This window comes from Flavobacterium sp. GT3R68, from assembly GCF_007109225.1.
GTDB lineage: Bacteria > Bacteroidota > Bacteroidia > Flavobacteriales > Flavobacteriaceae > Flavobacterium.
On the sequence record NZ_VJZK01000001.1, the window covers coordinates 885893 to 899031 of the forward strand.

Annotated in this window: 6 protein-coding genes; 3 read left to right on the forward strand and 3 right to left on the reverse strand. The window is 36.9% G+C overall.

The features are described 5' to 3' along the window. The first annotated feature begins 103 nt into the window (after positions 1-103). On the forward strand, positions 104-2200 hold the full coding sequence (locus FNW07_RS03855) for a peptidylprolyl isomerase (RefSeq protein WP_126743650.1): 2097 nt from the start codon (positions 104-106) through the stop codon (positions 2198-2200). Between the two features lie 50 nt (positions 2201-2250). Here the strand turns inward: FNW07_RS03855 and FNW07_RS03860 are convergent, their stop codons facing one another. Genes FNW07_RS03860 through FNW07_RS03870 form a run of 3 tightly spaced genes read right to left on the reverse strand, consistent with a single transcriptional unit; the run spans position 2251 to position 9063 of the window. Beyond that, the gene (locus FNW07_RS03860) at positions 2251-3162 is read right to left on the reverse strand and encodes a GYDIA family GHMP kinase (protein WP_126743651.1); all 912 of its coding nucleotides are present in this window, start codon (positions 3160-3162) and stop codon (positions 2251-2253) included. 23 nt (positions 3163-3185) lie between these two features. After that, positions 3186-4502 (reverse strand): hydroxymethylglutaryl-CoA reductase, degradative, encoded by a 1317-nt coding sequence (locus FNW07_RS03865; RefSeq protein ID WP_126743745.1) that lies wholly within the window; start codon positions 4500-4502, stop codon positions 3186-3188. Positions 4503-4557: 55 nt separating this feature from the next. After that, positions 4558-9063, reverse strand: a complete 4506-nt coding sequence (locus FNW07_RS03870) for a PAS domain S-box protein (RefSeq protein WP_126743652.1) — start codon at positions 9061-9063, stop codon at positions 4558-4560. 197 nt (positions 9064-9260) lie between these two features. Between FNW07_RS03870 and FNW07_RS03875 the strand changes: the two genes are divergently transcribed. Beyond that, a complete protein-coding gene (locus FNW07_RS03875) occupies positions 9261-11432 on the forward strand; it encodes a S9 family peptidase (RefSeq protein WP_126743653.1) in 2172 nt (723 codons plus the stop codon). Positions 11433-11459: 27 nt separating this feature from the next. Continuing rightward, positions 11460-13136, forward strand: a complete 1677-nt coding sequence (locus FNW07_RS03880; protein WP_126743654.1) for a peptide MFS transporter — start codon at positions 11460-11462, stop codon at positions 13134-13136. Positions 13137-13139: the final 3 nt, after the last annotated feature.

Below are 13139 nucleotides of genomic sequence, written 5' to 3' on the forward strand. Positions count from 1 at the left end.
AATAAAAAAATGAAATTTCTTGTAAATTATAACTTTACAACTATAATTATTAAATAGATAATTGTATTTTCGCAAACTGAATTTAAAATTAACAACGATAAAAATGGCAGTTTTACAAAAAATTAGACAACGTTCCCTTCTTCTAATACTAGTTATTGGTTTTTGTTTATTAGCGTTTATAGTAGGAGATCTTTTTAATAAGGGCGGTTTTAGCGACATGGCAAAAGACGTTGGAAGCGTAAACGGTAAAGACATCGCTTTTGAAGATTTCAGAGTAAAAGTTAGCAATGCTGAAAAAAGCGGTCAAGGAATGACTTCTACTCAGGCAGCAAACAGAGTTTGGGATCAGGAAATTTCAATTGCACTATTAACTGCCGAATTTGAAAAATTGGGAATCAGAGTTGGTGAGGATCATATTATTGAAGTATTGAAAGCGGATCAGAATATTGGTCAGAACCCAATGTTTTTAAACGCGGCCGGAAAATTTGATATTGCCAAATTCAGAGAATATTTCAAATCCAATCCTGAGCAGGCCCAAATGATCAAGGATCGCGAGAAGGATGCGTCTTTGAATGCAAAATTCCAAATCTATAACGGTTTGATTAAGGCTGCAATGTTCACAACAGAGAGCGAAGGAAAGTTGAAATACGAAATGGAAGCCAACAAAGTTAATTTTGACTATGTGGCTGTTTTATTTTCTTCTATCAAAGATAGCGACGTGAAAATTTCTGATTCGGAGATTACGGATTTCATGAAGAAGAATGAAAAGAAATACAAGGCAGAAGAATCCCGTGAAATCGAATATGTTTTAATTGAAGACAAAGCTTCGGTAGAAGATGAAAATGAAGTTAAAACGAATGTAAATTCATTACTAGCTGGTAGAGTGGAATATAATAAAGCTACTGGTAAAAACGATACCTTACCTGGTTTTAGAACCGCAACCGACAACATGGAATTCGTTAATGCAAATTCTGACATCCCTTACGATTCAACTTATGTGGCAAAAAAAGATTTGCCGGCAGAACATGCAGAACAGTTATTTAACTTGCCTCAGGGAGAAGTTTACGGACCATATATGTTTGGAAAATATTATTGTATCTCTAAATCTTTAGGTAGAAAAGCTGGAGCTAATGCAAAAGCAAGTCATATCTTAATCAGTTACGAAGGTACTCAGGTTCCAAATAAAAAAGAAAAAAGAACTAAAGAAGAAGCGAAAGCAAAAGCAGAAATGTTATTGGCTCAGATTCAGGCTAACCCATCAAGTTTCATGATGTTGGCTTTGACGACCTCGGATGATTCATCTGCACAACAGGGTGGGGATTTAGGATATTTCAGTCAAGGGCAAATGGTAAAACCATTCAATGACTTTGTATTTAGTAACCCAATTGGTAAAATTGGTCTGGTTGAAAGTGACTTCGGATTTCATATCATCAACGTTACTGATAAGCAAGATGCGATTCGTTTGGCAACAATTGCTCAAAAAATTGAGCCTTCTGATGTTACTTCAGATAAAATCTATAACAAAGCAGTACAATTCGAAATGGACGCTAATGAAAAAGATTTTGCCAAAGTAGCGAAAGATGCTGCCTTGACAATCAATCCTTCAGTAAAAGTGAAAGTAATGGATGAGAATTTTGGTGCCATCGGTAACCAAAGACAAATTGTTCGTTGGGCTTTTGAAAAAGAAACCAATGTTGGTGATGTAAAACGTTTTGAAGTAGCTAACATTGGAAATGTAATTGCGAAACTTAAGAAAGTATACGAAGTAGGCTTGATGCCAATCTCTGAAGCTAGAGTTTCAATCGAACCAATATTGAAAAACAAGAAAAAAGCGGAGATTATCAAAGCTAAAATGGCAGGAAGTTCTTTAGACGCTATTGCAAAAGCTAATGGTGTGGCCGTACAACAAGTCGTTGATGTAACTTTGGAAAATCCATCATTACCAGGTGTTGGGCCTGAGCAAAAAGTGGTAGGAGCTGCTTTTGGTATCGGAACCAATAAAACTTCAGGAACCATCGAAGGCAATTCAGGTGTATATGTGGTGAAAGCTACAACAATCACTAAAGCTCCGGTTTTGAAAAGCCATGAGCAATACATTAGTAAATTAAAATCTCAAAACGCATCAGCGGCAGGAAGAGTAATTCCAGCTTTAAAAGCAGATGCTGAAATAGAAGATAACAGAGCTAAGTTTAATTACTAGTTTCGTTATACATAAAATAAAAAATCCCGATCTGATCGGGATTTTTTATTTTATGCCAGTATCATATCGTGATATGGGATAACGGTGGTGTATCCCTTACTTTTAAAATAATCAGATGGATCTTGTTTGGAAACTGCGAGCACGAAATCGCCGCCCCAGGCCCCTAAGCTTTTGATGACACCAGTAAAATCATGAAATAAGGCCTCTTTAACGGTCTGCATTTCCAGAATGTGGCTTAAGATGATTTCGTGGTCTTCCAATTGGTTTGCAAACGTTTTTAAATCCGTGTTCACGACAGTTTCTGTAATTTTGTTGATAGCAGGTATGGTCTTACTGAGTTTGCTGTGTTTTTTATGATACGAAACAATGGCTTTTTTACTGCTCTGTTTTTTATTTAAATACACAAAATATAGATTTTCGGTAAAATCCGGATGAAATTCTACAGGTTCCACTATCGGTTTACCGTCATCCAATCGATAAATGATAGGAGTATTGTTTTGGGCGCATGCAATATCATAGCCGCTTCCTCCAAAACTGTTTCTAAGCAACGTAAAGGCATCAATTTGCAACCACTGAGCAATATTGTTGATTAACGTCGAAGAGGTTCCTAAACCCCATGATTTTGGAAATGTCAGTCGGGTTGTAACAGTGTGCCCTTTGGACTTAGTGATAAAGTCAGGATTTAAAAGAAAGGCCTCATGCAGAATTTCAGTTAATGTTTCTTTTATTGTCTGGCTTTCCTGTCTGGGTTTATTTTCAATGGCATCAAATTCAAGAACTTCCTGAAACCATACACTGCCGTCCTTATCATAACTGGTCCAGTTGATAGCATTGTCTTTTCCGGGCTCAACAGTGAGGTTCTGTCCGAATTTTGTTGGTATTGCCAATGCTTTTGCACCATCGAGCACTACGTATTCTCCGGTAATCAGCAGTTTTCCGTTACTGTAGTATGTTTTTTTCACGTGCTGTTTTTTTAGAAAAAAAATTATTTTCTCAAATCTTCAATAAAGCCAACTACCGTGCTGTGTGCGATGGAATTGGTCTTGAAAAATTGTTTAATTAAAACCCGTTCCTCTGTCGTTGCCTGATATTGGTTCATGATGTTGTTCAGATGCATTTTCATATGACCTTCCTGGATTCCGGTGGTGGTGAGCGAACGCAATGCAGCAAAGTTCTGGGCCAGCCCTGCTACGGCTACAATTTCCATTAATTCCTTAGCCGATGGTTTCTCCAGCATTTCCATCGATAACTTTACCAGGGGATGCAACGACGTCAGGCCACCAACTGTACCCAATGCCAAAGGGATTTCCATCCAAAAACTAAAAATACCATTCTCTATCTTCGCGTGCGATAAGCTCGAATACTGTCCCGATTTGGAAGCATAGGCATGAATTCCTGCCTCAATCGCGCGGAAATCATTTCCGGTTGCCAATACCACAGCGTCAATTCCGTTCATTACTCCTTTATTGTGGGTTACGGCACGATATGGTTCTACTTCTGCAATTCGGACTGCCCGAACAAATTTTTCTGCAAATTCTGAAGGATACTCAATATGCTTTTCAGCTAAAGCTTCAACCGGGCAGGAAACCTCGACACGAACCAAACAATTTGGAACGTAATTGGAAAGAATACTCATCACGACTTCAATTTGCTTTTCTTCGTCAGAAAATAATTCAAAAGCGAGGGCCTCTTCTTTTAGTGTTTTCGAAAATTGTTCCAGACAGGAGTTGATAAAGTTGGCTCCCATCGAATCTTTAGTCTCAAAAGTAACATGTAGTTGAAAATAATTAGCCATCAGTTCGGTCTTGTCCCGAAGCTCGATATCTAAAATTCCGCCACCGCGTTTCTGCATGTTTTTTGTAATGGCTTCCGTAGTGGAGAAAAATGTCGCTTTAGTTTGTGCAAAAAAATGCTCCAGTCTGGAGACATCTCCTTTATAAATGAAATGAACCTGACCGATTTTCTCGGTATTCAGAACGGTTGCTTTAAATCCACCGCGTGTTGACCAGAATTTAGCCGATTTAGCAGCCGCCGCTACTACCGAACTTTCCTCAATGGCCATGGGTATGGTTTTGTATTTTCCATTAATCAGAAAGTTAGGAGCGATTCCTAACGGAATGTAAAAATTGGTTATCGTATTTTCGATAAATTCATCATGCAGCTGTTGCAGTTTTTGGTCAGAATTCCAATATTTCTTTATCAGGGCGGTTGCTTCTGCCGGGTCTGCGAAATATTCATTGGCAATCCAGTCTATTTTTTCGTCTTTGGATAATTTTGAAAATCCGGCAATAGCGTTGTTCATTCCTGATAAATTAAATTGTATTTGTTGCAAAGATACGGTTTAGGGAAAATTTAATTTACTTTTTGATGGTTTTTACCCATTTAATAAGCGCTGTTTCTAATGTTTGCCTGCTGATTGGTTTCGTAATGTAATCGTTCATTCCCAAATTGATGCAAACTTCCCGCTCTTCATTGATTATCCCTGCGGTGAGGGCAATGATAATGCAATCCTTACTCAGTGCCCGGATGGCTGTTGTAGCTTCGTATCCATTCATGACCGGCATCTGGATATCCATCAGGATCATTTCGGGCTCATGCTCTTTATACATTTTAATGGATTCCTGACCGTTTACAGCTTCCAATATAGTGGCTTTGGGCATGATTTTTTTTACCAGTGTTTTGGTCAGCAACATGTTTATTTTGTTGTCTTCCGCGATCAGGATTTTTATCTTTTCTCTCGTACTATGACTTTGTTTATCTTTTAATTTTTTTGTGATGCCTTTCTCTGTATTGGATTGGCTTAACTCCGTCAATACATTATAAAGGATAGAGGTCTTTAGTGGTTTTACTATTGTGATAATATTGGTTTTGGTGGATAAATCGATTTCACTGGCATTGGAATTCTGCATTAGTATAATGGGTCTTGACGCAATATTTGTAACCTCGAGAAGTGTCTTAAGTCCTGACTGCCCAATCAGTTCATAGTCGAGCGTAATGATATCGAAATTCGGATTTAGCTCAATTTCTTTAATTGTTGACTCGATGTCTTTGACAACAGTACAGGCAATATTATAACGCTGAGCCATTCTTTTTAATACATCGGCATTGGCTAAATTGTCTTCGAGCAGCAACACCTTTTTAATGAGATTGTCTTTCAGGACCCTTCTGGAACCCATTTCCGATTTAATTTTTATTTCGAAGAAAAAAAGTGTGCCCCCTTGAGGCTGGTCCTCAATCTGTAACTTACTTTTCATTAATGAAAGCAGGCTGTTAGAAATGGGCAGTCCCAATCCGGTTCCGCCATATTTTCGGGTAGTTGAATTGTCTTCCTGTAAAAAGGCTTCAAATATTTTTTTCCGATTTTCGGGTTTTATACCGATTCCGGTATCCCGTACATAGAATTTCATTTTGGAGGTGTTCTCAGTAATTTTTTTGCACGTAACTCCGAGTTCAATTTCGCCTTCAGAAGTAAATTTGATCGCATTACCCAAAAGATTGACCAATATTTGTTTCAGGCGGATTTCATCTACCCAAATATGGGCAGGAATGTCGTCATTAAGATTGATGATTAACTCCAGATTTTTCTCGTGAGCCGAATATTTGACCATATCAGCCACCTGGTCTATCATATTATTAATGTTGGCTTTAGTGATGTCGAGTTCCAATTTTCCGGCTTCGATTTTTGACAGATCCAAAATGTCATTAACAATACCCAACAAGGAATCTGCCGATTGCGCCACCGTTACCATGAATTGTTCCTGAATGGAGGTCAGCTTAGTTTTCAGCAGCAGATTGCTAAAACCGATAATCCCATTTAAAGGAGTTCTGATTTCATGGCTCATATTGGCCAGAAATTGGGATTTTGCCCGGTTGGCCTCCTCAGCAAGTTCTTTTTCCTTGAAGGCCACTTCTGCCTGTTTATGTTCGGTGGCATCGATGATTACCCCTTCGATATAGGTTATTTCATTATTGATGACAATTGCTTCTCCATATTCTTCAATCCAGACTGTTTCACCGTTTTTTTGAATTAGTCTGCAGGAAATATGAAAAGATTTTCCCTGATTGATTGCAGTTTCGATTTCAGCTCGGGCCCGTTCGCGGTCTTCGGGATGGTATAAATTAAAAATGGATATGGAATTGTTCAGAAAATCGGATTTGGAGTATCCCGTTAAAGTTTCTATTTCGTCGTTCAGATAGATTTTTGTCCGTTCTTCATTGTATTTGACCAGGTATACGGTAGCTGGGATATTATTGGCCAATAGCCTAAATTTTTCTTCGCTTTCCTTGATAGTGTTTTCATTATTGATTCGCTCAATAGTGACGGTAATATTATTAGCCAGTGTTTGCAGAATATTTATTTCATCAGCACTCCAGACACGTTCACGTGTACAATCATCAAATCCGATATAGCCATAAAAAACATCTTTGATAAATAGTGATAAAATTAGAACAGAGAGGATTTTTTGTTCCAATAGGAATGTTTGGAAGTTGCTCTCCGGAAGGTCCTTAACAATGGCAATATATGGACTTTTACTGGTAGTGCTCGTTATGAATTCTTTGATGGCAGAATGAGGAATGTTTTGGAAATTCGGATTATCAATTTCCTTGAGATTATCCGTACTGCTCCATTCAAATTTTTGACTTAATGTCTGAGTCTGTGGATTATTTTCAAAGAAACTTAAGCGATCCACTTTGGTAGATTCCCCAATATATCCTAATGATTCACTGAAAATCTCCTTGATGCTGTTTATTTTCAAAAGTTTCTCCGTGGTTTTAGCTATGGAGGTAAGTATTTCACTTTTGTAAACAATCAATTCCTCGGCCCCTTTTCTTTTGAAAGTTTCTATGGCTAAAGCAATGATATCGGATATTGTTTTTGCAAAATTAATCTCTTCATCAGTCCAGATTTTTATGGCCCGGGTAGTTTCAAAAAAGGTAATCGCTGAAAGTTGCCCTAATACATATAGAGGAAAATGCAGAAGAGACTTGATTTTAAACTCATCCAAATAATCCCGTAACTCCCCAATTTGAGGATTATGCTGCGCATCGGAAGCGACAAATATGGGAAGCTTCTCAATCATATTGAAGTAATACGCCATATCTTTCTTATAAAACTTCCGTTCCTCCACCGTGTTGTATGGATTGTTTACATTGATCGTCAATAATTCGATGTAGTCATCAAAGTTGCACCACAAGCTAACCCTTTCAATCTGTAATCCAATCGCAGTTTCATTCGCAATGTGCTGAATCAATTCGAATGAAGAATCAAATGTCAGGAAATTTAAGGTCGATAATTTATTAGAGAGTGACGTTAATTCGTCTATCCGGGTATGGCGGATTGCTTCTTCCTTCTCGGCTTTTTTTGCTAACGTAATATCTTTTGCGATAGCCGAAAAGCCAATTATTTTTCCCAACTCATTTCTGTTTATTGTAGTGCTTTGGGATAACCATAACTCTTCCCCGTTTTTTTTCAGGACCGGGAATTCAATGGTGTCAAAATAATTCCGTCCCTGCGGAATATGGGAATAATGCTCCTCAACAGCTTTTAAATATTCCGGAACAATCATGAACCGGAAGTTTTTACCAAGCAGTTCGGGATTGGAATATCCCAAAATCGTTTCCGAAAATTGATTGATGAAAATACAATTTCCATATTTGTCCATTTCATAAATAAAATCGGAAGATGCTTGTATCAGGTTTTTGTATTGTTCCTCTGCAAGTATTTTATCGGTGATGTCCTGACCATTGGCAATAAAAAGATTGCCATTGTACTTCTGATCGGTCCATTGGATGTACTTATAGTGTCCGTCTTTGCACTTCAATTTACGGATATAGGTTTTGTCAGGGATGTAAATGGAGTTGTAATCCACTTTATCGTGAATTCCCTCTTGTGTTAAGTCTAAAAAATTCTTCCCTAATATCTCCTCAGGTTTGAATCCCATAATTTTCTCAATGGAGTTACTACAGAATGTCAGCTTTCCTTCGTTATCAAATGCCACCGAAATTGAATTCAAATTATTGATGATATTGTTGGAAAACAAAATGCGGTCACTGGTATTGAGGATTGCAATTCTACGGGCATTGTTTATCAGCAGGATGACCATGCCACTTTCAATTAAAACGATAAGCGGTTGGGCATCTACAATTTTGGAAAACAATAAAATGACCAATATTGTAAAAAAGCAACTGATGAAAACCAGGTAGTGCTTAATTTCCCTGAATACATTATAAGAGAAAAAAAGCAAAATCAGCACCTGACTATAGTTAATTAAATCGAAAGGGAAAGCCGCAATCTTATATATCATTGCTGCCGAATAAAACGTAAATAATGTTACGAATAAGGGTTGTAAGTAGTCGTCGTAAGCGTGGTTTTTTCGAGACAGAAAATAAATGGACAAACACACTATTCCAAATAAGGACTTAGGAAGTAATTCCGAAAACTCCCTGATTTGTAAAGTACTGTTCAGAATTTCGATAAGCAGCGAGATAATACCGATAAAGAGGAAATAGGTTTTTATTTCTTCTATGCTTTCAATGGTTTTAATGTGGTTTTGAGCATAGTTTTTATTGAAACGATAACTTTTCTCGAATAACAATCTCAGAAATAATGCTATAAAGAAGACTGCCGCCATTAAAAACCACCACTTGTAATAAAAATGAGGACTTGCCTCAAATGGATAGCTGATAATTTTAACAATTGCGTTTCCCAATTGTTGTAATAGTCGGCTGATTAAAAAAGGTTGGCTATGAGTGCTGAAAGCTGCTTCAGTGATAAAATGGGATATTAGGTCAACGCCAAGCGCATGACTTTTGGCTGAAAAGCCGAATAATAGATGGAAAAATAAAACCAGCCTTTCTTTCATCGTTATAAAATTGGCATTGTTTTGTTACTATGAAGTTATATAATTTTAAAGGAAAAACTTCATATTTTCACATATATCTCTCCTGTAATTTTCATAAATTGGATATAATTCTTTTGTGTTTTCCCTTTTAACAATTAAAAGTGCTGTTATATGATAAATTTTCACTAAAATTGGAAGTTTTTTCAGATACATAACACATGAAACAGATTAGAAAAATAGCGTTTTTATTTTTATTGACTTCATTGTCAGTAGTTGGACAGCAAAAAATTACCGTAGACGAGATATTTACGGGAGTTTTTCGTACAAAAGGAATGGATGAACTGCAATCCATGAAGAATACGAATCAATATACGGTCCTAAATTCCGACAGAGCAACCCGAAGCATCCAAATTGATCTGTATGATTTTGCTACGCTCAAAAAAGTGTCTACTCTGATTGACACTAAAAATCACAAAGAATTGGAAGGAATCGACAGTTATACTTTCAATGCCAATGAAAAAATGATATTGATTGCGAATAACAGCGATCAGATTTTCCGTCACTCATTCGTAGCCAATTATTTTTTATACAATACCGAAAACAAACAGTTGGTCAAATTGGCTGAATTCAAAATCCAGGAACCTACCTTTTCTCCTGATGGAACGCAGATTGCTTTCGCTAAAGAAAATAATTTGTTTGTTTACAATATCGCTTCCAAAACCACGAAACAAATCACAACCGACGGTAAGAAAAATCATGTGATCAATGGAATTACGGACTGGGTGTATGAAGAAGAATTCGCATTTGTAAGAGCCTTCGACTGGAATAAAGCCGGAGATAAATTGGCTTACATCAAATTTGATGAAACTGAAGTTCCGGAATTCTCGATGAGTACTTTCCATAAAGATTTATATCCAACGGTGGAAACGTTCAAGTATCCGAAAGCAGGCGAAAAAAACGCAGTGGTCTCGTTGCATTTGTATGATGTAAAGGCCAATGCCACAAAAGAAATACAACTTGGGAATTACAATGATTTCTATATCCCAAGAATAAAATGGACTAATGATGCCAATCTTTTGAGCGTACAGGTCATTAACAGACATCAGGATAATCTGGATTTAATTTTTGTAGACGGAACTACCGGGGTTGCAAAGGTGGTGCTGAATGAAAAAGATAAAGCCTATATCGATATTACCGATAACCTGACGTTCCTGAAGGATAACAGTTTTATCTGGACCAGCGAAAAAGACGGATTCAACCATATTTATCTGTATGATAAAACGGGGAAATTAAAAAATCAGGTTACAAAAGGAAAGTGGGAAGTAACTTCGTATTACGGTTTTGATGAAAAAACAGGTACGGTGTTTTATCAGTCGGTAGAAAACGGTTCCGTCAATCGGGATATATACAGAATTAGCCTGAACGGTAAAAACAAAGTTCGTTTGTCTCAATTTACAGGAACAAATTCGGCGACTTTCAGTCCGAATTTCCAATATTTCATCAATACTTTCTCAAGTGCATCGCAGCCTACAAGCTACACTTTGAACGGCACAAAAACCGGAAAGCAAGTGCAGTCTATTGTTAATAATGACGCATTGGGCGAAAAACTAAAAGGATATAATTTACCTCAAAAAGAATTTTTTGTTCTGAAAACGGCAAAAGGAAATGAGTTAAACGCCTGGATGATTAAACCTAAAGATTTTGATCCCACTAAAAAATACCCGGTTTTTATGTATCAGTATTCCGGTCCGGGATCACAACAGGTGAATAACGAATGGAACAGTTCAGACGATTATTGGTTTATGATGCTTTCGCAGCAAGGATACATTGTAGCTTGTGTAGACGGAAGAGGAACAGGTTTCAAAGGAGCTGATTTCAAAAAAGTGACCCAAAAAGAATTAGGAAAATACGAGCTGGAAGATCAGCTTGATGCTGCAAAAGTGATAGGAAACTATCCATTTGTGGATAAGTCCAGAATAGGGATTTTTGGATGGAGTTTTGGAGGATATATGTCGTCTAACTGTCTTTTCAGAGGTGATGGCATTTTCAAAATGGCAATCGCTGTTGCACCGGTAACCAACTGGCGTTTTTATGACAGTATTTACACCGAACGGTACATGCAGACCCCTCAGGAAAATCCAAGCGGATATGATCAGAATTCACCAATTAATTATGTTGATAAATTAAATGGCAAATTCCTTTTGATTCACGGAAGTGCCGATGATAATGTTCATGTACAGAATTCAATGCAAATGATGGAAGCTTTGATTCAGGCGAACAAACAATTTGATTCGCAAATCTATCCGGACAAAAACCACGGTATCTATGGTGGAAAATCCAGAATCCAGCTTTATAACAAGATGACCAACTTTATCAAAGAAAATTTATAATCAAATTAATATAACCAAAACAATAAAATGAACAAAGCAGTAGTAAAAACAGGACATCCAAAAGGGCTTTGGGTGTTATTCGGAACAGAAATGTGGGAACGTTTCAACTTCTACGGAATGAGAGCAATTCTTACTTTGTTCCTTGTGAATTCATTAATGATGAAGGAAGAAGATGCTTCATTAATTTATGGAGGATTCTTAGGACTTTGTTATTTAACCCCAATGTTGGGTGGATTTATTTCCGATCGTTTTTTTGGAAATAGAAATTGTATTTTACTTGGGGGATTAATGATGGCAGTTGGTCAGCTTTTATTATTTTTCAGTGCAAGCGTTTTTGGCACTAATATATCTTTAGCGAATACTTTAATGTGGTCAGCTTTAGGAATTATTATTTTTGGTAATGGATTCTTCAAACCGAATATTTCAAGTATGGTTGGAAGTTTATATCCAAAACAAGAAAAGAGCAAATTAGATACCGCTTTTACTATTTTCTACATGGGAATCAACTTAGGAGCTTTCTTAGGTCAATTAATTTGTCCAATTGTAGGGGATGTTAAAGATGCAAATGGAATTAGAGATATCCACGCTTTCAAATGGGGATTCTTGGCAGCTTCTATGGCGATGTTGATTGGAACAGCTGTTTTTTACTTCTTGAAAAATAAATATGTAGTTACTCCAGAAGGGAAACCACTTGGAGGATTGCCAAAACATAATGATGATTCTCACTATGAAGAAGGTGAGTCTCAAAAAGCCGTATTTTCTAAAAATGCATTAATGGGTGCTGTAGTTGCCTTTTTTGTTTTAGGAGCAATTTTCCATTATATTGTTGATCAAAACTGGATTTATACTGTAATATACTCTAGTGGTATCACATTGGCGGGATTGATTATTTCAGATTCATCTTTAACTAAAGTTGAGAGAGATAGAATTTTAGTGATTTATATTGTGGCTTTCTTCGTAATATTTTTCTGGGCTGCTTTCGAGCAGGCAGGTTCGTCTCTGACGTTTATTGCAGATAACCAAACGGATAGAAATTTCTTTGGATATAACATGCCTCCTTCAATGGTGCAGATTTTTAACGGATTATTCGTAGTCGCTTTTGCAGTTCCGTTCAGTATGTTATGGGATTATTTAAGAAGCAAAGACAGAGAGCCAATTTCTCCGGTAAAACAAGCTGTAGGACTAGGTTTAATTGCCTTAAGTTATTTCATTATTGCTTACAATGTGAAAGACTTAGGAAACGACGGATTGTTAGCTATCAAATGGTTAATTCTTTTGTATCTAATTCAGACTGCTGCTGAGCTGTGTTTATCCCCAATCGGATTATCATTAGTAGGTAAATTATCTCCAAAACGTTTTTCTTCTTTATTGTATGGAGTTTTCTTCTTATCAAATGCCTCAGGTTATGCGTTAGCCGGAACTTTAGGTTCTATTTTACCTGCAACAGGAGATAAATTCAATAAGGCAAAAGAATTAGGAATCGATTTACAAGCTGTTCTTGATAAAAAAGTAACGCCAACAGCTGAGCAGTTAGCGCTATTGGAGAAAAATCAAATCAGCCCTTCGAATCCGGTTTTTGCAGGATTTGAAATTCACAACTTATTCGAATTCTTCATGGTATTTGTTATTCTTTGCGGATTGGCAGCTGTAATTTTAATGGCTCTTACTCCAAAATTGAAAAAAATGATGCACGGAGTGAGATAATTA